The following is a 26,273-nucleotide window of genomic DNA, read 5'->3' on the forward strand; positions in this document are numbered from 1 at the left end:
TTGAGGATTTGCAATGACACAAACCATTCGCCATGCGACGCGCGCGGAACTCGACACGATTATCGACTGGGCTGCGCGAGAGGGATGGAACCCCGGTCTGGAGGACGCCAACGCGTTCTGGGCGGCCGACCCTGACGGCTATTGGGTCTCGACCGAGGAAGACACGCTTGCTGCGGCGATCTCTCTCGCGCGCTATGGCACCGATTACGCGTTTCTTGGCTTTTACGTCGCTCATCCTGCGTATCGCGGCAGGGGCATCGGCCTGGCTCTGTGGAAGCGGGCGATCGCGGAGGCGGGCGAGCGGATCATTGGGCTTGACGGTGTGGTGGCGCAGCAGGAGAACTATCGAAAATCGGGCTTTGTCCGGTCTCACGCGAATATTCGCTATGGTGGCGTTGTCGATGTGAAGGAGCCGCCGGGCACGAACCTGATCGATGCAGCACCGGTCCATGCGCCTGCCTTGATCGAGTATGACCGCGGCTTCAACCCCGCGAGCCGCGGCGCTTTTCTGCGCGAGTGGACAAAGCAGTTGAAGACGCGCCGAAGCGTCTTGCTGCTGCGCGATGGGACGATCACCGGTTACGGAACGCTGCGGGCCTGCCGGGAAGGGTTCAAGATCGGCCCGCTCTTCGCCGACACGGAGACTAGTGCTGATCTCATTTTTCGCAAGCTTGCTGCCGGTGCCAAAGCCGGTCAGATCTATCTCGACATCCCCGAGCCGAATGCGTCCGCGAAAGCACTTTGCGAACGCTACAACATGAAGCCGGTTTTTGAGACCGCCCGTATGTACCGCGGTCCGGCACCAGAGCTTCCGCTGGGGCGGATCTACGGCATCACGACATTCGAGCTTGGGTGACTACGGCGTCACCGTACCTGAAGCGCAAAGGTGAGTAGCACCTTGAATTGCTGCATGGTACCTCAAGTGAATTCCGCATTGAGGCATCCAGCGCATCAACTGATCATCGCCTCTTCGTATTCGGTCGACAACTCGAGCCACTGCTCCTCCGCCTCGGCGAGCTTCGCAGCGGCCTCCGAGCGCTCCTTGGCCTTCTGCGCAGCCTTTGCCGGCGCTTTTTCATAAAGGCCAGGGTCTGCAAGCTCGGCATCAAGTGCTTGAATCAGTTTCTCCAGTTTCCCGGTCAACGATTCGATCTCGTTGATCTTTTTCCTGAGCGGCGCCAGCGACGCGCGCTTGTCAGCATTGGCCTTGCGCTGATCCGCTTTCGACAGAGCCTCGTCCGATCCATTGATCTTCAGCTTGTCGTCCCGGGGCTTGGGGCCGCCGACGATCAGGCTGCGGTAGTCTTCGAGATCGCCGTCGTAACCGGCCACGGTTCCATCACGCACGAGCCACAGCCGGTCGGCAGTGGCCTCCATCAGATGCCGGTCGTGCGAGATGAGGATGACCGCACCGGAATAGTCGTTGAGCGCCGTGATCAGTGCGTTGCGGCTGTCGATGTCGAGATGGTTGGTCGGCTCGTCGAGGATCAGCAGGTTCGGCGCGTCGAAGGCGGCAAGCCCCATCAGAAGCCGCGCCTTTTCGCCGCCGGAAAGATCTTTCGCCGCCGTGTCCATTTTTTCTGTCGCAAGCCCCATTTGTGCGACGCGCGAGCGAACCTTTGCTTCCGGCGCATCTGCCATGCGGCGGCGGACATGCTCCACCGCGCTTTGCGTCGGCACCAGATCGTCAAGCTGGTGCTGGGCAAAGAAGCCGATCTTCAGCCCTGGAGCGACCCGGACATCACCGGCCTCCGCCTTGAGCCGGCCGGAGATGAACTTCGCGAAGGTCGACTTGCCGTTGCCGTTCGAGCCGAGCAAGGCGATGCGATCGTCCGCGTCGATGCGGAGATTGAGGCGCTTGAGGATTGGGCTGCCCGGTTCGTAGCCGACCGCACCGCCCTGGATGGCGATAATCGGAGAAGCCACCTGTTTCTCAGGATCGGGAAAGGAAAAGCCCTGGACGTGTTCCTCGATCACGGCCGCCACGGTGCCCATGCGCTCCAGCGCCTTGACGCGGCTCTGCGCCTGGCGGGCCTTCGACGCCTTTGCCTTGAAGCGGTCGATGAAACTCTGCAGATGCTTGCGCGCTGCATCGTTCTTGGCCTTCGCCTTCATCTGCAATTCGTCGGCTTCCGCCTTCTGCCGCTCGAACTGGTCATAGGAGCCGCGATAGAAGGTGAGCTTTTTCTGGTCGAGATGAACGATTGCGTTGACGGCGGTATTCAGGAGATCACGATCGTGGCTGATGATGATGACCGTATGCGGGTAGCGGCGGATATAGTCCTCAAGCCACAACGTGCCTTCGAGGTCGAGGTAGTTGGTCGGTTCGTCGAGAAGAAGCAGGTCGGGTTCGGAGAAGAGAACGGCCGCCAGCGCCACGCGCATGCGCCAGCCGCCGGAAAAGGACGAGGCCGGACGCCGCTGCGCCTCATGGTCGAAGCCGAGACCAGAAAGAATGCTCGCGGCGCGTGCTTCCGCGGAGTGGGCACCGATGTCGGCAAGCCGCGTCTGGATGTCGGCGATCCGGTGCGGATCGGTCGCGGTCTCCGCCTCGGCGATGAGCGCCGTGCGTTCCTTGTCGGCCTTGAGCACGATCTCGATCAGCGGCTCCTCGGTCCCGGGCGCTTCCTGCGCAACCTGGCCGATGCGCGCATTTTTCGGCAACGACACACTTCCGGCTTCCGCCGAAAGCTCGCCGGTTATCACCCGGAAGAGCGTCGACTTACCCGCCCCGTTGCGTCCGACGAGCCCTGCCTTCGTGCCCGCCGGTAGCGTCACGGAAGCACTTTCGATGAGAAGACGGCCCGCAATGCGGGCGGAGAGACCGGCGATCTGGATCATGCCGCGCCTTTTGCCCGGACTTTTCCGGGAAGGCAAGGGGTGCAACGGTGTCACCCGGGCGATCGCACGGTGGGAGGCCGGTTGCGCTTTTCAAGGGGCGATTGTTATCGAATCATGGACAACGTGTTCTGATAATCAATACTTCCAAACATCATCATGAGGGCCCACATGTAATCGTGGAAGGGCGCTCCCAAGCTCCTCCGACTTACCGGATCAGATCGAATGCTATCGGCAAGGCCACCGCATTCGAAGGAAACGTTCCGGCCAATCTTTACGAAATCGTCGTTAAAGCAACGACCGCTCAGGAGAGATGATTATGAAAAATGCAATCCATACTGCGCTTGCTGCAGCCCTGGTTGCCACTGCCGTTCTCGGCGGCGCATCGGCCGCTTTTGCCGGTGGCAGCTACTACGAAGGCGTCAGCGACAAGCCGCTTTTCACAGACCGTGCACCCAAGGCGCGTGAGGCTTCGGGCGATGCTGTCCGTGGCGGCCGTAACGGCTCTCTCGACCGCACGTCCACCGGCTCGGTATCGAGCTACGGCTCGACGCCTGCCTACGTTTCGGGCGGCGACGGTGAATACTATCAGGGCATTAGCCGCTAAACCAGACCTCCTCCCAAGCGCGGGCACGGCGTGAGAACGCCGCGCCCGCATCCATTTCAGCCCTTCTCGTTGCCGCCGCTGTGACTGGCGCCGCCTCCACGGCAAGCGCCGGCGGCAGCTACTACGAAGGTGTAAGCCAGAAGCCCCTTTTCACGGGTCGCGCGGCGGCCTCGGCCGGTGCCGGCGTTTCAGCGAGCACCGCCGACAATGGTGATTTTTATGCCGGTGTCGACAACAAGTCCGTCGATGCGGCATCGACCGGTGCGATTGCCAGCGGCCGCGCAGCGGTGAACGTCTCCAGCGACGACGACCAGAGCGCCCGTTAATCCACGCCAATAGGCGCATTGAGAGACCCGGCCCCGCCGAGCGCGGAGCCGGGTCTCTTCATTTGTGGCGGTCGTTTCCGGGAACCTGCCGCGAGACCCATCGCCTCAGGCGGCATCCGGTACATAGGCCTTGCCGCTCGTCCTTTCGATGTCTGACGAATAGACCCGAATGCCGCCATGCGCCCGCGCCGTGGTCAATGCAAGTTCGGCCCGGCCCAGCAGCTCAGCCGCGCTTGTTGCTGCCGCGGCCAGCGCAATCCCGGCGGAAAGGGAGAGTGTTTCGCTTGTGAAAGCACGGCCGGGCGGTGTGATTGCCAGCTCTGCGACACTTTGATGGACGCGCCGCGCAATGGCCTCGGCGTTTTCCGCAGTGACGTCGTTGCAGACGAAAGCGAACTCCTGTGGCCCGACCCGCGCAACGAAGTCATTCTTCTTGATCGTCTTGCGGAAGATTGTGGCGAGATCGCTCAGTACCTTCTGCGCCAGCGCGCCGCCATGTTGTTCGCCAAGGTCTCGCAATCCTTCAACCGTTGCCACGACAAGCGCCACGGATTGACCGGATGGCTGATCGAACACGGCCGCAAGCCTTTTCGAAAGGGCCGCCTGGTTCGGCAGGCCGGTCAACCGATCCCGGGTCAGGGCCATGCGGCTTTCGTCGAGATCGCCTTCCAACTCGCCTAAACGCTGAGAATGCATCTCTATCGCTGCGCGAAGCGTGGTTTCTTCATTCATCAGCAGCCCTGCCGCGTCGCGCAACTGTGCCGCTTCATCGGCGAATTCAGACATGGTCGTGACCGGATCGGAGGCGAGTCGAGCCGCGAACCGCTTCAGCTGACCGTTGAAGGCATGCTTTCGCGCCAACGTGTCGCCGAGCATCGTCGCTAGCTCGCCGAGTGCCTGCTTCGCCTCCGCGCGTGCGCGGTCCGCCGCCACCGCGCTATGGCCGATGATCTTGTGCTTGATGCCAAGCTCGTCCAGCGCTTCCTGTGTCGGCTCCGGGCCAAGGGCGGCGAGATCGCGCGACAATTGCGGCATCTGACCGGAAAGCGCTTCATAAATCAGCTCATAATTGCGGGGGAGGGCAGCGACGCCTAACCGCATCATCGAATGCGCCAGTTTTTGGATGATCGCGGCATTTCGTGCCTGCGATCGGCCGCGCGGCGTTGGAGGATGCTGGGTCATGGCGGTGCCTTTGATACCGGTGTCGAACTCGCCTCGCACTATGTCCGGCGCGAATTTAAGAGATCCTGAAAATAGCCGAGTAACGGAGGTAAAATGCACGATATGGTTGCTGAATCATGATCGGTTGCGGCGAGGCCGTCGGTGCTGCTGTTTGCCGCACCGATTGTCACAGAAGTTGTCGCTTTTGCCGTCGCCTAATACTTGACTGCTAAAGTCAGCAATTATATGCCGCCTCGCTGAAATAGGAGGCGGTCTTGAGCGCAGGTGATTTGTCGAAATTCCCCTTTTTCGCTGCGAACCTGGCTGCGCGGGAAGACCGGCCGGCGTTGCTGCTGCCTGGAAGGCGGACCGTGGGCTATCGCGAACTGGCCGAGCGCGTCGATCGCCAAGCATCGCATTGGCGCGGTGAGCGCGGGCTGGTGATGCTGGAGGCTGATCTCTCGGAACACGCCATCATCGCCTACCTCGCGGCACTCAAAGCCGGACATGCGATTGCCATCCAGGGCCCCGGTGCTCCGGATCGAGAATTTCTGGAGCCTGAGTTTTGCTATCGCCGCTGTGACGGCCGATGGCGGACGGAACGCCTGGCGGGAAGCAAGTCGCAGCTTCATCCGGATCTTGCGGTCCTGCTCTCGACTTCCGGCAGCACCGGGCACGGCAAATGCGTGAGGCTTTCTGCCGCCAACATTCAATCAAATGCGCGTTCGATCGCCGATTATCTCGGCCTCGCCGCATCGGATCGAAGCTGCCTTATCCTGCCGTTCCACTATTCCTACGGCCTTTCCGTGCTGAACGCCCACTTGTCAGTCGGCGCAAGCCTATACGTTCCGGGCCTCTCCATCCTGGACGACGGTTTCCTCGATGGACTTGTCGAAAGCGGCAGCACCAATCTTTCAGGCGTCCCCTATTCTTACGAACTTCTGGAAAAAGTGGGCTTCCGGGAGCGGGAATTTCCTGACCTGCGCTTCATGACCGTCGCCGGAGGACGCTTGGCGCCCGAGCGGGTCCGTCTCTACAACGAACACCTCACCGCGCGTGGCGCTTCGTTGTTCGTGATGTACGGCCAGACGGAAGCGACTGCCCGCATGGCCTATGTTCCCCCCGACCGCCTGAGGGGCCGGGAAGACCGGATCGGCATCGCCATACCCGGCGGGAGCCTGAGCATCGAGAATGACGAACGCCAACTGGTCACCGGCACGGATATGCCCGGCGAACTCGTCTATCGGGGGCCGAACGTGATGATGGGCTATGCTTCTACGCGTGGCGATCTCGCGCGCGGAAGCGAGCTTTCCGAATTGTGCACCGGCGATCTGGCGACGAGGGACGCCGAAGGCTTCTTCCGCATCGTTGGTCGGACGAAGCGCATATCGAAGATCGCCGGCCTGCGGATCGCCCACGATAGTCTGGAAGTAATGCTCGAGCGTCGGGGCGTTACGGCCGCCGTCGTCGGGGACGATAGCTGCATACATGCCTTCTATGTCGGCCCGTACGATCGCGACGATATCCGCGGCATGCTGGCTGCCGCGAGTGGGTTGACGCTTTTGCAGGTGAAGGCTTCGCGCGTCGATGCGCTGCCGCGGCTTGCCTCCGGCAAGATCGATTACGAGGCTCTCCGCAAGGCGACGAAAAATATCGGCTCCGTCGCGCACGAGGACGGTATCGAGGCGCTTTTCAACCAGGTCTTCTGCCCGAAAAGGGTGCGGTCCGACGACAGCTTCCTGTCGCTTGGCGGTGACTCGCTGCGTTTCGTCCAGCTTTCGATCGGCCTGGAGAAGCTTCTTGGCGATGTACCCGAGGCCTGGGAAGGGATGTCGGTCGCCGAACTCGCGGCGATGGGACGGCGCGAAACCAAAAGCAGGCGGATCGGCACGGACCTGCTCATCCGGGCATTGGCGATCCTGCTCGTCGTCCTCCATCACGAGACCCTGTGGCCCATCCCCGGCGGATCTGCGGCGATGGTCATCCTAGCGGGCTTCGGCCTCGCGCGGTTCCAGCGTGGCGTGTTGCTGTCTGGCGCTGTCTTGCGGCTGTTGCGGCCGCTTACGCAGATTCTCGTTCCGTACTATCTGATCATCGCAGCCTACGCCCTTGCCTGGGGAAAGGTGCCCTGGGCGTCGGTGTTCCTCGTTGGCAATTTCGGTTTTGCCGATCCCGAACGCCACAGCATGGTTCCTTACCTCTACTGGTTCATCGAGGCGTATTGCCAGATGCTCCTCGTGTTCGTGGCGTTGTTCGCGGTGCCGTCGGTGCGGCGCGCGGCTGCCTCGAGACCCTTGGCGCTTGGAATGTCGTTGCTCGCGGCAGCTCTTCTTGCCCGCCTGGCATTGCCGCTGGTCGTCGAGATGGGCAACCGTCAGATTTTCACGCTGCCGTGGATTTTCTATCTGGCGGTCATCGGCTGGTGCGCTGCGCTTGCCACAACTCCGCTTGAGCGCGGCATGCTGATGCTGGCCGGAACGGCCATCTTCCTGTTCTTCGGGCTCTATGAAGGCGTGTGGATCGGGACGAAGATCAAGTATCTGTTGCAGATCGCGGTCCTGGCCGCCCTGCTGTTCCTTCCGCAAGTCAGGATGCCGCAATGGGGAGTGAGGCTTGTCCTGCCCATCTCGGCTGCCGGCTTTCATATCTATATTCTGCATCGTTTCGCGCCGGAATTCCTGCTGCAGCCGGTGCAGCCGTTGGTGTCGCCGACCGTCTATTCGCTGTGCTCCATAGCCGGCGGAATAGCGCTGGGAATGGTGGTCTGGTCCGGCCAACGCCGCCTCATCAAGCTGTGGGCGCAGCTCACGGACGGCGGCAGTCTGGGCGATTGGCAGAACCGGCTCGCCGGGCAGCTTCCCTCAGTCCGCCCATTTCTCGCCATCGGTCCGCAGGAAGAAAACCAGGTCCAGCGTCAATGATGGGCGCCCAAGCGCCGTCAGGGTCGCGTGCGCTTGGCCACGGTGATGCGTCTGGTGGTTGAAGACGTGGGAGAGCGTGGGGCCGAGCCTCTGCGTGATTTCGCCCGGCACGCTCAGCCGTGAATAGGTGACGGTTGCCGCCAGACGGGTTTCGTCGAGGCTATCCATCCAGGCGATGATGCGCTCGTCTTCCGCCTCGCGCGCCGCCGTCAAGCTGGCGAGGTCGTCGTGGAGGATCGCATCGAGCGTCGAGGGAGCTTCGCCCTCCTTGGTGAACCGCTTCATCCAGATCCGATCTGCCGCCAGCAGATGGTTGAGCGTCCCATGGAGCGAGCCGAAGAACGCCCCCTTGTTCTGGCGAAACTCCGCATCCGAAAGCTCAGTTGCCGCGGCGTAGAGCCGCCGGTTGGCCCAACGGTTGTAGTCGGCGAACATGGGATAGTGGTCGAGCATTGCTATTCCCCTGTATGGTGGTTCGAGCCTAGCGCAAATCGACATTCCAGTGTCGAATGTCACTGATGAAATTTGCTGATTTTGTCTGCGGCTGCGACCCACCAGCCGCCCGCGTGGCCCGGATCGCAGCGTTTGGTTCGAACACCGCGTCGACCTTCACGACGTGTTTGGGCGTTCCGTGACAGCACCATGAAACTCGCGCCGGCCGGGTCGAAACATCGTCGCGCCCCCTTGTTTTGCACGGAATTGGCGGCTAATGAACCGCCACTTCTCAAGAAACAAGGGAATTGAGCCAATGGCGATTGAACGTACTTTTTCGATGATCAAGCCGGACGCAACGAAGCGCAACCTGACCGGCGCCATCACCAAGATGCTGGAAGACGCCGGGCTGCGCGTCGTCGCGTCGAAGCGCGTCTGGATGAGCCGCCGCGAAGCTGAAGGCTTCTACGCCGTACACAAGGAACGCCCGTTCTTCGGCGAACTGGTCGAGTTCATGTCCTCCGGCCCGACCATTGTTCAGGTCCTCGAAGGCGAGAACGCCATTGCCAAGAATCGCGAAGTCATGGGCGCCACCAATCCGGCAAACGCTGCCGAAGGCACCATCCGTAAGGTCCATGCCCTGTCGATCGGCGAAAACTCGGTCCACGGTTCGGATGCTCCGGAAACGGCCGCTGAGGAAATCGCCTACTGGTTCTCCGGCACCGAGATCGTCGGCTGATTCACTTTCTTCGTTTCGGCCGGCAAAGGCTTGAAATGACTCTTCGAAACCGGGGCTGACCGCCCCGGTTTTTTAATGCATGTCGCACAAAGGGCACGGCGGTCCCGGGGCGAAGACATGCCTGCCGCCTTTACGTTGGGCAGGCCGCCGTCTCGAAGCGCTCCGGCGCCCGGCCGCCCACGAAGACTTCCGGGTTCTTGTCATAGGCCGGACCCTCGACGAGGGGCTTTGCCGGAAGGACATCCTGATCGACGTCGGAAGTCACCGTCGTCTCCAGTTTCTGCAGCATCGCGCCGTCCGGGCCCTTGACCTCGATCGTCACCGTGTAGGGCCTCTCCTTCTTCACACAGCTTATCTCCGGACTCTCCAGCACCACCTTGTCGAGCTTGGGAAAGAGTTTTCGTTCGAGCGTCAATGCCTCACCGCCGGCCGGGTTTTCGAAACGGGCCACGACGACGCTGCCGTCCGGCACCGGCTCTGACTTATTTAGCGTGATCATGTAGGCGGCATAGGCGAGCCGATAGTTGAAGACGAACATCTTGCCGGTCAACTTCAGGGGGTCCGGACCGGTTTCGCGCTGGCAGCCGGCAAGCACCGCCGCGGCAAGGAGAGCGGATATGATGATGCGGTTCATGGCTGAACTCCCTGCCTGTTGCGGCGATAATGGCGTCTTGCTTTCGTGCGGTTGCCGCAGACCGCCATGTCGCACCAGGTGCGGCTCCTGTTGCGGCTACGGTCGAGAAACAGCCAGCAGCAGTTAGGGCATATTTTCAGGCGGTCCGGCTCGGGGTTGGCAATAAGGCTGAGTGCCGAATGCGCGGTCGCCACATCGAGCGCCGTGCCTTGGCTGTTGCCCGCCCGCTGACGCAAGACGGCGGCAATCGTCTCGAGCAGGTCTGCCAGCAGATCGGGCCGGTCCTCGGCCTCGACTTGCGCCCGAAAATGTCGGTCCGTCGCCTCGCGCAATCCAATCAGTGATTTCCGGTTCTCGGGCCGCGCCGGAACAAGCATGCCGAAACGCTCTCTTTCGGCGCTGTAGAGACTTGCTGCCTCGGCAAAGGAGTCCATCGCCGCGGGATCCGCGAAGCGATCGACCCGACGGTCGGGATCGAAGCGCAGAACCACGGAATTGGCGACATCCAGCGCCAGCGCGCCGCCCGAGAATCTGTGTGCGGTCCAAGTGAAACTCATGCCGAAATCCTAACTGGTCAAATGGATATTACCAGTTATATTGCTTCTGTCACCACGCGGATGTGCCATGGCCTATTTTCTTCAGCAGATCGCCAACGCCGTGCCCGTAGCAGCCCTCTACGCGGCGCTGGCCTTCGGTTACGCGATTGCCTTTGCGGTGACGCGCAGGGCAGACCTCACCTATGGCGCGCTCTTTGCCTTCGCCGGTCAGATGTTCGTGCTCTTCGCGGATTTCGGCTGGAACCGGCTGTGGCTGGTCCTGCCGGCGGCGCTTGGCGTCGGGGCGGCGGCGGCACTGACATTCGGACTTGGCGCCGGTCTCGTCGCAGGGCGCTATGTCATGCGGCCGCTAGCGTTTTCCTCGGCCAATGCCGTCGTGGTCGCGTCGCTAGGCAGTCTGCTCGTGCTCATGGAAACGGCACGGCTCGCGTCGGACACGCGGAGCCTGTGGCTGCCGCCCTTTCTGAACCAGGTCATCGTGTTCTGGCCGAACCCCGACTTTCCGGTGGCACTGACCGCCGTCCAGATCATTAACACCGCGCTGATGGTGGCACTGGTTGCGGCCGGCCATTGGTTTCTCGCCCACTCCTATGTCGGGCGCTACTGGCGCGCCGTGTCGGAAGATCGCGAGGCGGCCGCGCTTTGCGGCATCGATCCAGGAACTGTGTATATCTTGGCCTACGGCGCGGCGTCGCTGATCGCGGCCTTCTGCGGAATTCTCGCTGCGTCCTATTATGGCAATATGGATTTCGGCACCGGCTTGACCTTCGGCGTCAAGGTGCTGTTCATTGCCGCGATCGGGGGGCAGACAGCGCCGCTGTTCGCCGCTCTCGGCGCGGCGGGCGTCGGCCTGCTCGAGACACTATGGAGCGCTTACGGCCCGATCCTTTGGCGGGATTTCGCGATCTTCGGCTTTCTGGTGATCGTGCTCGTGGTGACGCGCCGGGAAAAGGCCATTCCCTGATCAGTTCTTTTGCGACCAGCGATCCCGGGCCGTGTCGTCCGCATCCTTGGCGCTGACCCAGCCGCCGGCGCTGCCATCGGCATGATGCTCCTTCTTCCAGAAGGGAGCCGAGGTCTTGAGGAAATCCATGATGAAACCGGCGCCGTCGAAGGCGGCTTGCCGGTGTGAGGACGCAGTCACCACGAGTACAATGTTTTCGCCTGGCATGATCTTGCCGAAGCGATGAATTGCCACCGCCGCCTGCAGGCCGAAGCGTTTGACCGCCTCACGGCAGATGCGCTCGATCTCGGCCTCCGCCATACCGGGATAATGCTCCAGTTCGAGCGCACTGAGTGCGCCCGCCTCGTCGCGGCAAAGCCCCGAGAATGTCACCACTGCGCCGATGTCTGAACGACCGCGAGAAAGCGCGAAGATTTCGGCGGCGACGTCGAAGTCGCCGCGCTGGACGCGCACCGTGACGGCGCCGTTCATCGCCTCAGCCGCCCGTCATCGGCGGAAAGAGGGCAATCTCGCGCGCGCCGGCGATTGGCTCGTCGTGATCGACATGCTCCTGGTTGATCGCCGCGCGAATGACGTTCTGGTGTTCGAGCGCCGTCTCGTATTGCTCGCCGAGTGTTTTCAGATGCGCAAGCAGATCGGCGACCGTCACGACATTCGCGGGAAGCTCCAGCGTTTCCTCACCCTTGCCGATACGCTCGCGAACCCAGGAGAAATAGACGAGGTTGATCTTGCTCATTCATTGACCACGTGTTTCAAACCGGCGCGGAAATAATCATAGCCGGTATAGAGCGTGATTGCAGCCGCGATCCACAGAAGCACGATACCGGCTTCGGTGGTGTAGGGAACGATCTTGTCACCGGCCGGCCCGGCCAGCAGGAAGGCGATCGCCACCATCTGGATGGTCGTTTTCCACTTGGCGATACGCGTCACCGGCACACTGACCTTGAGCGCAGCAAGATATTCGCGCAGGCCGGACACGAGAATCTCGCGGCAGAGAATGATGATCGCGGCCCAGATCGACCAGCCGGCAATCGTGCCGTCGGCGGCGACGAGGAGCAGGATCGAAGCAACAAGCAGTTTGTCGGCGATCGGATCGAGCATCCGGCCGATATTCGACGTCTGCTTCCAGATACGGGCCAGGTAGCCGTCGAAAAAGTCTGTGATCGAAGCCGTAATGAACAGGACGAGCGCGGTCCAGCGTGCGAAATCCGAGCTGTGGAGGCGGCCCTCGATGAAGAAGCAGAAAACGATCAGCGGCACGATCAGGATACGGAAATAGGTCAGCAGATTCGGGACGCTATAGGCGATGGGCGTTGGCATGGACTCGGTTTCTCTGGACACGACAATCCCTCATTTCCCGCGATCTGGGGCTATCGGCGCGATCGATTCTAACAGTCGGAGCGGGATGCGGGCGGAAGGCGCCGGGACGCCTTTCCTCATCCCCTCCGGGTTTCAGGTGTACAGAATGACTTTGCGACCGTAAGGTCAACAGGTCATTATGTACCTGCTGTCATATTTGGCGGATTTCATCTGAACGCAGGCTGAACTGCCCCGCCCTGCCTGTCGCCCTGGGCCGAACCTGCCAGCCAACTCGGGCGCGCGGCGCTGCCGGACAACTATTTTAGGCCGTCCTCGTGAAAATGCTCGTAGACAAGACGGGCAACCGCTTCCGAGATGCCGCTGACCGCCATCAAGTCGTTGATGCCCGCTCGGGAAACCGCCTTTGCCGTGCCGAAATGCGTGAGCAGGGCGCGCTTGCGCGTCGGCCCGATGCCGGCGATTTCGTCGAGCGGGTTTTTGACCATTTCCTTCTTTCGCCGGGCACGGTGCGAGCCGATGGCGAAGCGATGCGCTTCGTCGCGCAGTCTCTGGATGAAATAGAGCACCGGATCGCGCGGCGGCAGGGTGAAGCTCTCGCGGCTCGCGGCGAAAAAGCGCTCGCGGCCGGCATCGCGATCGACGCCCTTGGCCACGCCGATTGCCGTTACGCAGTCCTCGACGTCGAGTTCCTTCAGTATTGCGCGGACGGCAGTCATCTGCCCTTGGCCGCCGTCAATCAGGATGACGTCCGGCCAGGTGGGGAATGCGCCGTCGTCGCCCGGTTCAGCGCGGCGGTCGGGTTTGCCTTCCTCCTTCAGGAGGCGCGAGAAGCGTCGCGTCATGACCTCGCGCATCATCCCGAAGTCGTCGCCCGGCGTGATATCGGTCGATTTGATGTTGAACTTGCGGTACTGGCCTTTGACGAAACCCTCGGGGCCGGCGACGACCATGCCTCCGACGGCATTTGTTCCCATGATATGCGAGTTGTCGTAGATCTCGATGCGGCGCGGCACCTGTTCCAGTTGGAAGGTCTTGGCGAAACCTTCGAGCAGCCGCGATTGCGACGCGGTCTCGGCAAGCTTGCGGCCATGGGCCTCGCGCGCATTTGCAAGCGCGTGATCGACGAGATCCTTCTTCTCGCCGCGCTGCGGCACCAGGATTGATACCTTGTAGCCGGATTTCTCGCTGAGCGCTTGGCCAAGCAGTTCCTGTTCCTCAACTGCCTCGCAAAGCAGGATCTGCCGCGGACAGGGCTTGTCGTCGTAGAACTGGGCGAGAAAGGCGCTGAGCACCTCCGACGAAGGAAGCGACGGATCGGCCTTCGGGAAATAGGCGCGGTTACCCCAGTTCTGTCCGGTCCGGAAGAAGAAGACCTGGATGCAGGAAATCCCGCCTTCGTGGTGGATCGCGAAGACGTCCGCCTCCTCGACGCCTGCCGGATTGATGCCCTGATAGCTCTGCACGTGGCTCAGCGCCGCCAGGCGATCACGGTAGAGCGCGGCGCGCTCGAAATCGAGATTCTCCGAGGCTTCGCTCATGGCGGCAGCGATCGTCGCTTTGACCGCCTGACTCTTGCCGGAGAGAAAGTCCTTCGCCTCGCGAACGAGCTCCGCATAGTCGGCATCACTGATTTCGCCGGTACAAGGCGCCGAACAGCGCTTGATCTGATAGAGCAGGCAGGGGCGGGTGCGCGTCTCGAAGACGCTGTCCGTGCAGGTCCTGAGAAGAAAGGCGCGCTGCAGCGAGTTGATCGTCCTTCCGACGGCCCCCGCCGAGGCGAAGGGGCCGAAGTAATCGCCCTTGCGGCTGCGGGCACCGCGATGCTTGAAGAGCGCCGGCGCCCTGCTGTCGCCGGTGACGACGATGTAGGGGAAGGATTTGTCGTCGCGCAAAAGCACGTTGAAGCGCGGGCGCAACCGCTTGATGAGGTTGGCTTCGAGCAGCAGCGCCTCGATCTCGGTCCGCGTCGTGACGAACTCCATGTTCGCCGTCTCGCGAATCATCCGCGAAATGCGGTTGGAATGGCCGCGGCCCTGTGCGTAGTTGTTCACCCGTTTCTTGAGGCTGCGGGCCTTGCCGACATAGAGCACGTCGTCGGCATCGTTGAACATGCGGTAGACGCCCGGGCCGTTCGGCAAAAGCTTGACGAAGGCCTGAATGAGTTCCGCGCCCTTGAGGCCCTGCGTTTCCGCACGGTTTTCCGCCCAATCGATCGCCGGTGCCGGTCGCTCGCTTTCCGTCACGCCGAGCAGATCGTCGTCGTCATCGGTCTCGCTGCCGTCGTAAAGGATGCCGCCGTCCGTGGGCGTCTGCCCGTTCATTCCACTATCTCCCGAATATCCGGCGTCTCCCAGGCAAGATGCTGGCCGCCGTCAAGCGCGATCATCTGTCCGGTAACCGACGGCGTGTCGAAAAGGAAGCGGATCGCGCGTCCGAACTCGTCGAGCGCCGGACCGCGCTTGAGGATCAGTGCGTCGACCTGCGCCTGGAAGTCGCTCTGATTCTGCCGTTCGTTCGGCAGCGTCGGTCCCGGTCCGATGCCGTTGACGCGGATATGCGGGGCAAGCGCCTGCGCCATCGTCTGGGTTGCCGTCCACAGTGCGGACTTGGACAGCATATAGGAATAAAATCGCGGATTTGGAGACCAGACGCGCTGGTCTATGACGTTGACGATTAGGCCGGAAACGTCGTCCGGACGCTGCCGGGCAAAGTCGCGCGCAAGCAGGGAAGGGGCCTTGACGTGCAGCGCGAAGTGACGTTCCCAAACATCCTCGTCGAACGCGTCCAGGCTGTCCTTCTTGAAGATCGAGGCGTTGTTGACGAGCAGGTCGAGCGGGCCGAGCAAGGCCGTCGCCTCGGCGATGACCCGGGATGCGGCAGCGGAATCGGTGAGGTCGGCTCTCAGGGCGACGGCCTTGGCGCCGTTCGCGGTGAGGCTCTTTGCCAGCGCTTCTGCTTCGGCGAGCGAGGTATTCGCATGGATGGCGACGGCGAAGCCGTGGGCTGCCAGATTTTCAACTATTGCCTTGCCTATGCGCCGAGCGCCGCCGGTTACGAGCGCCGCCTTCAGTGTTCTCGTCAACTTTTTTCCCGTCCCTCGAATCCTGTTCTGATTGGACGAAGATATAGGCAAGAAACACCGGCCTGAAACTATCCTGAAGGATTCATTTCAGAAAAATTAATGCAAAATGCATAAATTGTATTATTTCGAAGTGCTATAGTTTAGATTTCGTTAATCTAGAGTTATGGTTAATAAATACCCTGTGTCACGAAGGCAACATCTAATTTCAGCCGTGTTCGTGCCGCCAAAATTTCACATTTTAGCTCTTGAGATTCCGCATTTTCTGATCAATTTCCGCTCAACCGGGCGGGTTAATCACAGAGTGTCCGGTGTTCCGCAAAGATACAATTCCATCGGAGCATCGGTTGAAAAGGAGAATAGTATGCGTACGCTGACCACCACCCTCATGGCTTCGGCCATGGCTTTCGTTGCCTTGCAGGCCGCCCACGCCGCAGACGTCGTCGAGGAAGTTCCGGCTGCTCCGGCTGCCGAATATACAGAGCCGGCGACCAAGGATTGGTCGGGCGCCTATGTCGGCGGCACGGCGAGCTGGCATCACGGCGAAGCCGATGCGACCGGCGGAAACACCTCCGCTGGTTTCGGCGGCGGTCTCTATGGTGGCTATAACGTTCAGAGCGGTCAGATGGTCTACGGCGGTGAAGCCGACGTCAACTATGCCGGCAACGACTCCCACTCCAGCGGTCGCAGCGTCACGCAAGGCGTCAACGGCTCGGTCCGCGGACGCGTCGGTGTCGATCTGAATCCGGTTCTGCTTTACGGCACCGCCGGTGTTGCTCTGGGTAATGCCAAGCTTAGAACTGCGGCCGGTGCCGACGACAAGACCCTTGTCGGCTGGACGGCCGGTGCCGGCGCCGAAACCTTCGTGACGGACAACGTCACGGCGCGCGTCGAATACCGCTACACGGATTACGCTTCCAAGGACTTCCGCGCCGGCGGCACCAGCGTCTCCACCGGCTATGACGAGCACAGCGTCCGCGTCGGTATGGGCGTCAAGTTCTGATCGGTTGACACCGCTTCAGCGAAAAGGCCGGGGGTGACCCGGCCTTTTTTTACGCCTTGAATTTGGGATAGTCCGGAAAGTGCTTTTCGAACTTCGCCGGCCAGTTCTTGAGCCTCGGCCGTCCCCGCTGCCACTCGCCGGCAAAACGCAATTCGATATAGCGCAACAGGGCCGCCAGCGCGAAATGTCCGGCATTGAGCTTGCCGCTGGTCTTGGGCAGGTTGGCGTTCAAGTGATCCAGCCCGCGCTCGACCTTTTCCCATTGGCGGTCGATCCAGGGTTGATGCACCTTTTCGGGCGGGTGAAAACGCTTCTCGTAGACGATTGCCAGCAGGCCGTCGCAAACGCCGTCGCAAAGCGCCTCGAAGATTTCCACTTCGGTGCGCTTGGCTGCGTTTTTCGGGTAAAGCTTGCCCTTCGTTTCACGGTCAAGGAAATGCATGATCGCGCGGCTGTCGTAGATCGCCTTGCCGTCCGCAGTAATCAAGGTCGGAATCTTGCCCAGCGGATTGTTGCCGATCAGTTCCGGCGGATTGGCGTTCGTGTCCGTCAACACGCTTTCTGCGGCGATCCCGATGTGGTGCGCGGCCATGCGGACCTTGTTCGAATAGGGGGAGGCAGGCGAATAGAGTATCTTCATTCGAAGTCTTTCCGTTTGTCATGGGGCAGGGGGCAGGGAAACTGCATCCCTTCTGCAGGCTTGACGATCCACTTCGGGGCACGCCCTGAATTTAAGTGTCCTGTCGAAGCAGATTCTGATTTCTTCAAGAAGTCTGGCTTCGCAGGTAACAGCGATCGTCTCTGGGGTCATGCCGGGATTTTTCGCGATGAAGGCAGCTTCGATCATCGATACCGGGAGATCGCGCGCTCCTTCCGGCGATGCCAGTTCCGGCGGGATCGTGAGCCGTTCGCGCGCGGCTCGCGCCACGGCGAAGTAGTCCGCTTGGCTTAGGCCTGAGCAGGTTCCATGCTTGCGCCACTGATGGCCGATCAGTCCCATAGAGGGAATGAGATCGAGATATTTCCCGCCAAGCGTCTCCGGGACGCGATCGGACTGCCGTGTCGGACAATATTCCGGATAGCCCTTTTCATTTTGTGGCCAGAGCCCGTGCACGATGAGGCCGCGGTGGCTGCCGGCCTCGCATTGATCGGACTTTCCCGAAGGATCGTTGCTGCCACACCAGGTGGGCGACCAGGACAGAGAGAGGACGTAAAAGTCGAAGCCTTTGCCGACGGGGACCGGAGCGGTCGCCGCGATCGTCGTCGCGCCGGTTCCGGAATTCGGGGTGGTCTTGTCAATACCTTCATCGCTGCAGGCGGCGATCGTCAGAACCCCGACGATCGCCGGCAGCAACCTTCTCACTGCGGTCAACGAAGCGAAGCGCAATGGGCGCCGTAGACGTACCAGGGATCGAGGCCGCCGACGCAGAACTCTATGCTCCTGCCGACACCGGCAAAGCCCCATGGGCGTTCGATCAGATACCAGAGCGGGCGTCGCTCGCCGTCGGTCATCACGGCAGTCGCGTAGCAATATTCGCGCTCGACGAGGTGGGTATAGTCACGCGGCTCGAACCGATTTTGGCCCATGTCGCGAATCTCCGCTATGGCGAGGTTCGCATGAAGATAGTTTGCGGCCTTGTAGTCGAAGCGCCGGGTAATGAAACCCAGAACGGAGGCGTTGCCGCAGGCGCCGATATCATAGACCGCATGGGGAGCGGGTTCCCCGATATAGTCGGCGGCGGCAGCAGCGGTGGTGAGGGAAAGCGAGAGCAGAAGCGATGCGGCAAGCGTACGAGTCATGGCCATCTCCCTGAATCCTTTCAGGAGATTGACGCCTTCGCCCTCGATCCGTCAAGGCCCCGGGTTGAAAGCCGCTTCACCTCGCAGCCAGAAGCAGCGGGCCGAAGCGAAGCGGTCCTGCGTCAGCTGTGCTTTCAGGAAGGGCAGCAGGATATCGAGCTCACCTTTCAACGTGAAGGGCGGGTTGACGATGACCAGCCCCGACCCGGCAAGCCCGGTCGTGTCGCGATCACTGCGCACCGAGAGTTCCACACAGAGCATTTTCGGAATCTCCAGCGCCTTCAGCGCCGCGTGGAAATCATTTATCGGCGCGCCTTTCTTCAGCGGATACCAGAGGCAGTAGATGCCGCCGGCGAACCTGCGGTATCCCTTCGCAAGGCCATCGACCAGCCGCTCGTATTCGCCCTCGATCTCGAACGGAGGATCGACGAGGATAAGGCCGCGCTTTTCCTTCGGCGGGAGGTGGGCGCCGAGCGCCAGCCAGCCGTCGAGATGGGTGATGCGGCTCTGGAAATCGCCGTCAAACTGGCGGTGCAGTGTCTCGTAGTCGTCCGGATGCAGTTCCATCGCCGAGAGCCGGTCTTGCGGCCGGAACAGCATGCGGACGAGTTTCGGTGAGCCGGGATAATGGGTGAGGCCGCCGTCGGGATTGAGGTCGCGAACGGCCGTGAGATAGGGTTCGAGAATCGCGGCGATCGGAGCGGGGAGCTCCGCGTCCAGCAATCGGCCGATGCCATCGCGCCATTCGCCGGTCTTCCGCGCCTCTTCGCTCGAAAGGTCGTAGAGCCCGATGCCCGCATGCGTGTCGAGCACCCGAAACGCCTTGTCCTTTTGCTTGAGGTAGGTGACGAGCCGCGCCAGCACCGCATGTTTCAGGACATCCGCGAAATTGCCTGCGTGATAGATGTGCCGGTAGTTCATGAGCGTTGCCGATGGCTCTGATCAATTGTTTCGATGGATTGGCGAATGGGGCTTTGAGCCCTTTGGCGCATGCCATATAGAAAAGCCATGAACGTTGCGACCCCTATCAAAGCAGAAAAATCGATCGGTTATTCGGTCTGTCCGCACGACTGTCCGTCAGCCTGCGCGCTTGAAGTCGATCTCACGGCCGAAGGCCAGATCGGTCGCCTGCGCGGCGCGGCTGGAAACAGCTACACCGCCGGCGTTATCTGCGCCAAAGTCGCGCGCTATGCCGAACGTATCTACCACCCCGGCCGGCTGATGGTGCCGCAGCGCCGCACCGGCGCCAAGGGCGCGGGAAGCTGGCAAGAGATTTCCTGGGACGCGGCGCTCGACGAGATTGCCGACCAGTTCGTCAAGGCCGAACAGAAGCACGGCTCGGAAGCGGTCTGGCCCTATTTCTACGCCGGCACGATGGGACAGGTCCAGCGTGACTCCATCGAGCGGCTGCGCCATGCCAAGCGTTATTCCGGCTTCTTCGGCTCGATCTGTACCAACATGGCCTGGACCGGCTTGACGATGGCGACCGGAGCCTTGCGCGGTCCCGACCCGCGCGAGATGGCCAAGGCCGACTGTGTCGTGATCTGGGGCACCAATGCGGTCGCGACGCAGGTGAACGTGATGACCCATGCGGTCAAGGCGCGAAAGGACCGCGGCGCGAAGATCGTCGTCATCGACGTCTACGAGAACCCGACCGTCAAGCAGGCCGATATGGGGCTCGTCCTGAAACCGGGCACGGATGCTGCGCTCGCTTGCGCGGTCATGCACATCGCCTTCCGCGACGGTTATGCCGACCGCGCCTACATGGCAAAGTTCGCTGACGATCCGGCTGGTCTCGAAGCGCATCTCCAGACACGCGGCCCGGATTGGGCCTCCGCCATCACCGGTCTGTCGGTGGAGGAGATCGAAGCCTTCGCCAAGCTCGTCGGGACCACGGCCAAAACCTATTTCCGCCTGGGCTACGGCTTCACCCGCCAGCGTAATGGCTCCGTCGCTATCCACGCGGCCGCTTCGGTCGCCACGGTGCTCGGCTCCTGGAAGCACGAGGGAGGCGGCGCGTTCCACTCGAACAATGACATCTTCAAGCTGGACAAGCGTGAACTCCTCGGTTCCGCATTCCACGATCCCGACGTGCGCATGCTCGACCAATCGCAGATCGGCCGTGTGCTGACCGGCGACGCCGAGGCGTTGCGCCATCGCGGTCCTGTGACCGCGCTCCTTATCCAGAACACCAACCCCGCCAATGTCGCACCCGAGCAGCGATTGGTGAAACGGGGCTTCCTGCGCGACGACCTCTTTGTTGCCGTGCATGAACAGTTCATGACCGATACTGCCCGGCTCGCGGACATCGTCCTGCCTGCCACCATGTTCCTTGAACACGACGATCTTTATCGCGGCGGTGGTCACCAGCATATTCTTATCGGTCCGAAGGTCGTTGAGCCGCCGCCGACCGTGCGGACCAATCTCTTCGTCATCGAGGAGTTGGCAAGACGCCTCGGGGTATCCGACCGCCCGGGCTTTGGGCTCACAGAACAGCAGCACATCGACCAACTGCTGTCCAATTACGGCATCGGTTACGAGCGGATGAAGGAGGAGAAGTGGCTCGATTGCCAGCCGGCCTTCGAGGAGGCGCATTTTCTCAACGGCTTCGGGCATCCCGACGGCAAGTTCCGCTTCAAGGCCGATTGGACCGGCACGCCCGCACCGAACCGGCCGCCGAAATCGATGGGTCTGCAAGGTCCGCACGGCAGGCTGCCGGACTTTCCGGACCATGTCGATCTGATCGAAGTGGCGGACGAACGTCATCCATACCGACTGGCGACGTCCCCGGCGCGCTCGTTCCTGAATTCGACCTTCTCCGAAACGCCGTCGTCCACACAAAAGGAGGGACGACCGGAGGTCATGATCCACGCTGAAGATGCAGTTGCGCTCGGCATTGCCGAGGGCGACGTCGTTGTGCTCGGCAACGACCGTGGCGAAGTCCGGCTGCATGCGAAGGTCGGCGGCGGGGCGCGCCGCGGCGTCGTCATCGCCGAAGGGATTTGGCCGAACGGCGCCCATCTCGACGGCGAGGGGATCAACGTCTTGACCGGCGCCGATGCCGTCGCGCCCTACGGCGGCGCGGCTTTCCACGATAACCGGGTCTGGATGCGTCGCGCCTGAAGATTGGCCGTGCGACCGCGCCTCGTCGGGTGCTTCAGCCAAGTTTCCCTTTCAACAAGGATCTCTCATGCCGAAACATGCCGACTCGCGCGTCCGGATCATTGAGCGCAAAACCCTCTGGAAAGGCTTCGTCAGTCTCGAAGAGATCACGCTTGAACAGGAAATGTCCAATGGTCAAACCGCCCGGCTGGTTCGTGAGATTCACGACCATGGTCGCGCTGCAACGATCCTTCTCTTCGATCCGGAGCGGCGGTCGGTGGTCCTCGTCCGCCAGCTTCGCATTCCCGTCTTGCTGCAGGGCGAGCCGGGATATCTGATCGAAGCGCCGGCTGGCCTTCTCGATGGCGAAGAGCCGGCAGTGGCGATTTGTCGCGAAGCGATGGAGGAGACCGGCTACAGCATTGAAAGTGCCACACATCTCTTCGACGCCTATATGACCCCGGGCTCGGTGACGGAGCGAACGAGCTTCTTCTTCGGCCGCATCGATGCATCGAGGAAGGTGGCTGCAGGCGGCGGGCTCGCCCATGAGGGCGAAGACATCGAAGTCCTTGAAATTCCCTTCGAAGAAGCGGTGGCGATGATCGGCACCGGCGAAATCTGCGACGCCAAGACCATCATGCTGCTTCAATGGGCAATGCTCAACCGCGCCGTTATTTCATCATAGGCCTTTGATTAATCGATATATTATACATTACCGATATTTCACTTTCTGATTGCGCTCGCGTGGGCTAAAGCCTTTGATGTCTTCAACAATGACACGGGCGAGCTATGACGTTCCCCTCCGCCTCAGAGACTGAAGTCGATGAAGAGCAAAGGAACGAAGCGGGGTGGCGGCCGTTTCTGAGGCGCAATCAGCGCTATTTTTCCGCCATCGCTACGCTTCTCATAATTGCGCTCTTCGGAGCGGCCATCTTTCATCTGACCGCCGAGGTGCACTATGACGAAGTCGTCTCGGCACTGGCGGACACGAGTTGGACGTCGGTCGCAGCCGCAATGCTGTTCACCGGCTTGAGCTTCCTCGCGCTCACCTTTTACGATGTCGCCGCCCTCGATTACATCAAGCGCAAGCTACCTTACGCGGATGTAGCGCTCACGGCCGCCTGTGCCTATGCCGTCGGCAATACGGCCGGTTTCGGACCCTTGAGCGGCGGAGCGATCCGCTACCGGTCCTACTCCCGACTCGGTCTGCAGCCGGAAGAAATAGCCCGCGTCGTCGCCTTCGTGACGCTCGCCTTCGGGCTTGGCCTTGCCACGGTCACTTGCCTCAGCTTGCTGACGGTCGGCGAATACGTCGCTCCGCTGACCGGGCTCGAACCGTTCTGGCTGCGGACGATCGCCATCATTGTGCTCGGCGGCCTGTTGACCACCTTCATCCTGGCCGGAGAGGGCCGCGAAGTCAGCATTGGACGCTTTTCCCTGCGTCTGCCCGACTCCAGAACCGCCTCCCGCCAGTTCCTGGTAACAGCGCTCGATCTTGCGGCATCGGCGAGCGTTCTCTACGTCCTGTTGCCATCGGGGACGATCGGCTGGCCCGCCTTCCTGGCGGTCTATTCGTTTGCGGTCGGCATCGGCGTGCTCAGCCACGTGCCAGCGGGGCTTGGCGTCTTCGAGGCGGTGATGATCGCGACGCTCGGCCGCACGGCCGACGTCGATACGATCCTCGGCGCGCTGGTTCTCTACCGTCTCATCTATCACGTGCTGCCGCTGCTGATCGCGATTGTGATGATTGTCGGCGTGGAGATTCGTCAGTTCGCCGGTCACCCTGCGGCATCGAGCGTCCGGCGCATAGGCGGCCGCATGGCTCCACTGCTCCTGGCTACGCTCGCACTCGTACTCGCCATCATGCTGGTGCTGTCGAGCGTGACGCCGACGCCCGACGAGAACCTGGCGTTTCTTGAAAGCTATGTTCCGCTGCCGCTTGTCGAAGGCGCGCATTTCCTCGCGAGCCTGCTCGGCCTGGCACTGGTCATCGTCGCGAGGGGACTGGCGTTGCGCCTCGACGGCGCCTGGTGGGCATCGGTAGTGATCGCGGCGGCTGCATTGCTGCTGTCGTTGCTGAAGGCGGTGGCACTGGCGGAAGCGGGCATGCTTGCATTCTTCGTTGTCGGATTGCTTGCCAGCCGCCGGTTTTTCGTTCGCCCCGCGTCGCTGTTCGGCCAGGCCCTGACGCCGCCGTGGCTCATGGCGATCGGCGTCATCTGCCTGGGCGCGTTCGTCGTCCTGCTCTTCGTTTATCGCGATATCGAATATAGCCATGAGCTCTGGTGGCAGTTCGAGTTTTCCGCCGAGGCGCCGCGCGGGCTGCGCGCCTTGCTCGGCGTTACAATCGGCGCGAGTGCGATCGCCATCTGGAGCCTTATGCGTCCGGCCACGACCACGGTGGAGCCGGCATCGGAAGAGGCGCTGGAGCGGGCGATCGCCATTGTCGACGCTCAGGGCATGTCGGATGCCAACCTCGTGCGGATGGGCGACAAGAGCATCATGTTCTCTGCCGACGGCAGCGCCTTCATCATGTACGGTCGCCGGGCGCGTTCCTGGATCGCCCTCTTCGATCCCGTCGGTCCCCTGGAGGCTTGGCCTGATCTCATCTGGCAGTTCATGGAGACCGCCCGGGCCAATGGCTGCCGGGCGGTCTTCTACCAAGTTTCGCCGGTAGGGCTCGCCTATTACGCCGACGCCGGCTTGCGGGCGTTCCGGGTGGGCGAGCTTGCCGAGGTCGATCTGACGCGGTTCGAACTGAAGGGTGGAAAATGGGCAAACCTGCGCCAGCAGGTCAGTCGTGGCCAGCGCGATGGGCTGGAATTTTCCATAGTTGAGCCCGAGGGAGTGCCGGCAATCCTGCCGGAGCTCGCGACAGTTTCGTATGCCTGGCTCGCGCATCACAGCGCACGGGAGAAGGGTTTCTCCCTCGGAGCCTTCGATCCCCAATACCTTGCGGCACAGCCGGTCGGCGTCCTTAAATGCGCCGGGCGCATCGTAGCCTTCGCCAATATCCTCACGACCGCGACCAAGGAGGAGGGCTCGGTCGATCTGATGCGTTTCTTGCCGGACGCACCCAAGGGTTCGATGGACTTCCTGTTCGTGCAACTGATGGAATACCTCAAGGCGCAGGGTTACCGGCGCTTCAATCTCGGCATGGCGCCACTCTCCGGCATGTCTTCCCGGCAGATAGCGCCCGTGTGGGACCGGGCGGGCCGGGCATTCTTCGAGCACGGCGAACGCTTCTACAATTTCAAGGGCCTGCGCGCCTTCAAGTCCAAGTTCCACCCGCGTTGGCAACCGCGCTACCTTGTTGCGAGCGGCGGACTCAACCCGATCCTGGCTTTGATGGACGCAACGTTCCTCATCGGCGGCGGTCTCAAGGGAGTGATAAGGAAATGACCGGCACGCGAAAGATCTGGAAGCTCGCGCTTTCCGCGGCATTGCTTGCCACGGCAGCCTTTTTGCATGCGTGGGCCGACGATCCGCCGCAGTTCGACACCGGCATGATCCCGTCGCCGCATATCCTTTTCCCCAAGGAACAGGCTTCCGCGGTTGTCGTGCTGCTTTCGGATGTGGCCGGGTGGACGACGAAGGAAGACACGGTTGCGCGTGCGCTTGCAGACGAAAAGGCGCTCGTCATCGGCATCGACCTCAAGGCCTATCTCGCTTCGCTTGCAAAGGATGACGGCGACTGCATCTACACGGTCTCCGATATCGAATCGCTGAGCCAGCAGGTCCAACGCGCTGCCAAGAGCAATGCCTACCAGCTACCGATCGTCGCGGGTGTTGGCGCCGGCGGGGCGATGGCGCTGGCGATCGCCGCGCAGTCTCCGGCTGCGACCATCGGTCAGACGCTTGCGGTCGATCCCGAAGAGGGCATCGCATTGACGAAGCAGCTCTGTACGCCGGCCGAGAAGGTTCGAAAGGGCGACCGCATGGCCTACGGCTTGGCCGACGGGCCGTTGCCCGATCCCGTGACCGTTACGTTTTCGCCCACTGCCTCCGCTGTGGGCAAGGATCACGTGACTGCACTTGTCGCCAAACACCCGGAGATCGCAACGCGCGATAGCGGGGATGATGCCTATACGGCGCTTTCGGATGCGCTTTCCGGGTCACTCGCCGAGGGCGGCGAAGCGGAAAATCCTTTCGGCCTTCCGCTGACGATCCTCGATGCGAAGCCAACGCGTGACACGATGGCTGTTATCTACTCGGGCGACGGCGGCTGGCGGGATATCGACAAGGAGGTCGGTAATGTCCTGCAACAGCAGGGCGTTCCGGTGGTGGGGGTGGATTCGCTGCGCTATTTCTGGTCCGAACGCCAGCCGCAAGCGACTGCCGACGATCTTGCGCGGATCATGACCTATTATCGAAAGCGGTGGAATGTCCGAAACGTGCTGCTGATCGGTTATTCCTTCGGTGCCGACATCCTGCCGCGCACCTACAACCTGCTCCCGCCAGCGGATCGCGCGCGTGTGCGTCAGCTCACGCTCTTGGCGCTCTCGCATCATGCCGACTACAAGATCTCGGTTCTAGGCTGGCTGGGTGCGGAGGGCGAGGGGGGTGATCCAGTCGACGATCTCAAGGCGATCGATCCCGCGCTCGTCCAGTGCGTCTACGGTACCGACGAAGACGACGACGCTTGCCGAGGTCTGAAATCTTCGGGCGTGGACGTGGTCGCCATCGAGGGGGGCCACCATTTCGACGAGGACTATCCCGCCTTGACACGGCGCGTACTCGACGCGCTCGACCGCCGCCTTGCGACGGCGAGGTGATGCGCAACGGCCTCT

General features: G+C 61.8%; 25 protein-coding genes. 11 read left to right on the forward strand and 14 right to left on the reverse strand.

Going from position 1 to position 26,273, the window contains the following annotated elements:
- Positions 1–13: 13 nt before the first annotated feature.
- Positions 14–856 (forward strand): GNAT family N-acetyltransferase, encoded by an 843-nt coding sequence (locus FKV68_RS06155; protein ID WP_180940630.1) that lies wholly within the window; start codon positions 14–16, stop codon positions 854–856.
- Positions 857–951: 95 nt separating this feature from the next.
- Here FKV68_RS06155 and FKV68_RS06160 read toward each other — a convergent pair whose 3' ends face one another.
- On the reverse strand, positions 952–2,841 hold the full coding sequence (locus FKV68_RS06160; RefSeq protein WP_180940631.1) for an ABC-F family ATP-binding cassette domain-containing protein: 1,890 nt from the start codon (positions 2,839–2,841) through the stop codon (positions 952–954).
- A gap of 310 nt (positions 2,842–3,151) precedes the next feature.
- On the opposite strand from FKV68_RS06160, the gene FKV68_RS06165 reads away from it, so the two are divergent.
- Positions 3,152–3,445: a hypothetical protein gene (locus FKV68_RS06165; RefSeq protein WP_180940632.1), complete on the forward strand. Its 294-nt coding sequence runs from the start codon at positions 3,152–3,154 to the stop codon at positions 3,443–3,445.
- 80 nt (positions 3,446–3,525) lie between these two features.
- Positions 3,526–3,771 (forward strand): hypothetical protein, encoded by a 246-nt coding sequence (locus tag FKV68_RS06170; RefSeq protein ID WP_180940633.1) that lies wholly within the window; start codon positions 3,526–3,528, stop codon positions 3,769–3,771.
- A gap of 105 nt (positions 3,772–3,876) precedes the next feature.
- Here the strand turns inward: FKV68_RS06170 and FKV68_RS06175 are convergent, their stop codons facing one another.
- Positions 3,877–4,953, reverse strand: a complete 1,077-nt coding sequence (locus FKV68_RS06175; protein ID WP_180940634.1) for a GGDEF domain-containing protein — start codon at positions 4,951–4,953, stop codon at positions 3,877–3,879.
- Positions 4,954–5,207: 254 nt separating this feature from the next.
- On the opposite strand from FKV68_RS06175, the gene FKV68_RS06180 reads away from it, so the two are divergent.
- Positions 5,208–7,853, forward strand: coding sequence for a non-ribosomal peptide synthetase (locus tag FKV68_RS06180; RefSeq protein WP_180940635.1), 2,646 nt, complete (start codon positions 5,208–5,210; stop codon positions 7,851–7,853).
- Here the strand turns inward: FKV68_RS06180 and FKV68_RS06185 are convergent.
- Positions 7,794–8,306: a DinB family protein gene (locus FKV68_RS06185; protein ID WP_180940636.1), complete on the reverse strand. Its 513-nt coding sequence runs from the start codon at positions 8,304–8,306 to the stop codon at positions 7,794–7,796. The genes FKV68_RS06180 and FKV68_RS06185 overlap by 60 nt on opposite strands.
- 295 nt (positions 8,307–8,601) lie before the next feature.
- Between FKV68_RS06185 and ndk the strand changes: the two genes are divergently transcribed.
- Positions 8,602–9,024 (forward strand): nucleoside-diphosphate kinase, encoded by a 423-nt coding sequence (ndk, locus tag FKV68_RS06190; RefSeq protein ID WP_153441477.1) that lies wholly within the window; start codon positions 8,602–8,604, stop codon positions 9,022–9,024.
- Between the two features lie 130 nt (positions 9,025–9,154).
- Here the strand turns inward: ndk and FKV68_RS06195 are convergent, their stop codons facing one another.
- Complete coding sequence (locus FKV68_RS06195; protein ID WP_180940637.1) at positions 9,155–9,658, reverse strand: lipoprotein; 504 nt, start codon at positions 9,656–9,658, stop codon at positions 9,155–9,157.
- Positions 9,655–10,215, reverse strand: a complete 561-nt coding sequence (locus FKV68_RS06200; RefSeq protein ID WP_180940638.1) for a CGNR zinc finger domain-containing protein — start codon at positions 10,213–10,215, stop codon at positions 9,655–9,657. The genes FKV68_RS06195 and FKV68_RS06200 overlap by 4 nt, the downstream gene beginning before the upstream one ends.
- A 67-nt stretch (positions 10,216–10,282) precedes the next feature.
- On the opposite strand from FKV68_RS06200, the gene FKV68_RS06205 reads away from it, so the two are divergent.
- Positions 10,283–11,179, forward strand: coding sequence for a branched-chain amino acid ABC transporter permease (locus FKV68_RS06205; RefSeq protein WP_180940639.1), 897 nt, complete (start codon positions 10,283–10,285; stop codon positions 11,177–11,179).
- On the opposite strand, the gene FKV68_RS06210 is transcribed toward FKV68_RS06205, so the two are convergent.
- From FKV68_RS06210 to FKV68_RS06230, 5 genes are all read right to left on the reverse strand, one after another.
- Positions 11,180–11,650 (reverse strand): molybdenum cofactor biosynthesis protein MoaE, encoded by a 471-nt coding sequence (locus FKV68_RS06210; RefSeq protein WP_180940640.1) that lies wholly within the window; start codon positions 11,648–11,650, stop codon positions 11,180–11,182.
- A gap of 4 nt (positions 11,651–11,654) precedes the next feature.
- On the reverse strand, positions 11,655–11,915 hold the full coding sequence (gene moaD, locus FKV68_RS06215; protein WP_180940641.1) for a molybdopterin converting factor subunit 1: 261 nt from the start codon (positions 11,913–11,915) through the stop codon (positions 11,655–11,657).
- Entirely contained in the window at positions 11,912–12,499 is a 588-nt protein-coding gene (gene pgsA, locus FKV68_RS06220) for a CDP-diacylglycerol--glycerol-3-phosphate 3-phosphatidyltransferase (protein WP_180940642.1), read from the reverse strand. The genes moaD and pgsA overlap by 4 nt, the downstream gene beginning before the upstream one ends.
- 296 nt (positions 12,500–12,795) lie before the next feature.
- On the reverse strand, positions 12,796–14,820 hold the full coding sequence (gene uvrC, locus FKV68_RS06225) for an excinuclease ABC subunit UvrC (protein ID WP_180940643.1): 2,025 nt from the start codon (positions 14,818–14,820) through the stop codon (positions 12,796–12,798).
- On the reverse strand, positions 14,817–15,581 hold the full coding sequence (locus tag FKV68_RS06230) for an SDR family oxidoreductase (protein ID WP_180940644.1): 765 nt from the start codon (positions 15,579–15,581) through the stop codon (positions 14,817–14,819). The genes uvrC and FKV68_RS06230 overlap by 4 nt, the downstream gene beginning before the upstream one ends.
- Before the next feature lie 361 nt (positions 15,582–15,942).
- Here FKV68_RS06230 and FKV68_RS06235 point away from each other — a divergent pair, with 361 nt between their 5' ends.
- Positions 15,943–16,581 carry an outer membrane protein gene (locus tag FKV68_RS06235; protein ID WP_180940645.1) on the forward strand — a complete coding sequence of 213 codons (639 nt, stop codon included), beginning with the start codon at positions 15,943–15,945 and terminating at the stop codon, positions 16,579–16,581.
- A gap of 49 nt (positions 16,582–16,630) precedes the next feature.
- On the opposite strand, the gene FKV68_RS06240 is transcribed toward FKV68_RS06235, so the two are convergent.
- From FKV68_RS06240 to FKV68_RS06255, 4 genes are read right to left on the reverse strand one after another with little or no spacing between them, the layout of a single operon-like run.
- Complete coding sequence (locus tag FKV68_RS06240) at positions 16,631–17,221, reverse strand: glutathione S-transferase (protein ID WP_180940646.1); 591 nt, start codon at positions 17,219–17,221, stop codon at positions 16,631–16,633.
- Positions 17,222–17,239: 18 nt separating this feature from the next.
- Entirely contained in the window at positions 17,240–17,953 is a 714-nt protein-coding gene (locus FKV68_RS06245; protein WP_245181250.1) for a ribonuclease T2 family protein, read from the reverse strand.
- Positions 17,950–18,381 carry a hypothetical protein gene (locus FKV68_RS06250; RefSeq protein WP_180940648.1) on the reverse strand — a complete coding sequence of 144 codons (432 nt, stop codon included), beginning with the start codon at positions 18,379–18,381 and terminating at the stop codon, positions 17,950–17,952. Before FKV68_RS06250 ends, FKV68_RS06245 begins: the two co-directional genes overlap by 4 nt.
- A 51-nt stretch (positions 18,382–18,432) precedes the next feature.
- A complete protein-coding gene (locus FKV68_RS06255; RefSeq protein ID WP_180940649.1) occupies positions 18,433–19,302 on the reverse strand; it encodes a 23S rRNA (adenine(2030)-N(6))-methyltransferase RlmJ in 870 nt (289 codons plus the stop codon).
- 69 nt (positions 19,303–19,371) lie between these two features.
- Between FKV68_RS06255 and FKV68_RS06260 the strand changes: the two genes are divergently transcribed.
- From FKV68_RS06260 to FKV68_RS06275, 4 genes are all read left to right on the forward strand, one after another.
- The gene (locus FKV68_RS06260; RefSeq protein ID WP_180940650.1) at positions 19,372–21,504 is read left to right on the forward strand and encodes a molybdopterin-containing oxidoreductase family protein; all 2,133 of its coding nucleotides are present in this window, start codon (positions 19,372–19,374) and stop codon (positions 21,502–21,504) included.
- 67 nt (positions 21,505–21,571) lie between these two features.
- Positions 21,572–22,168 (forward strand): NUDIX domain-containing protein, encoded by a 597-nt coding sequence (locus FKV68_RS06265; RefSeq protein ID WP_180940651.1) that lies wholly within the window; start codon positions 21,572–21,574, stop codon positions 22,166–22,168.
- Positions 22,169–22,272: 104 nt separating this feature from the next.
- Positions 22,273–24,885 carry a bifunctional lysylphosphatidylglycerol flippase/synthetase MprF gene (gene mprF, locus FKV68_RS06270; RefSeq protein WP_180940652.1) on the forward strand — a complete coding sequence of 871 codons (2,613 nt, stop codon included), beginning with the start codon at positions 22,273–22,275 and terminating at the stop codon, positions 24,883–24,885.
- Positions 24,882–26,258 (forward strand): virulence factor family protein, encoded by a 1,377-nt coding sequence (locus FKV68_RS06275; RefSeq protein ID WP_180940653.1) that lies wholly within the window; start codon positions 24,882–24,884, stop codon positions 26,256–26,258. The genes mprF and FKV68_RS06275 overlap by 4 nt, the downstream gene beginning before the upstream one ends.
- Positions 26,259–26,273 lie beyond the last annotated feature (15 nt).

Source organism: Sinorhizobium mexicanum (assembly GCF_013488225.1).
In the GTDB taxonomy this organism is placed as follows: domain Bacteria; phylum Pseudomonadota; class Alphaproteobacteria; order Rhizobiales; family Rhizobiaceae; genus Sinorhizobium; species Sinorhizobium mexicanum.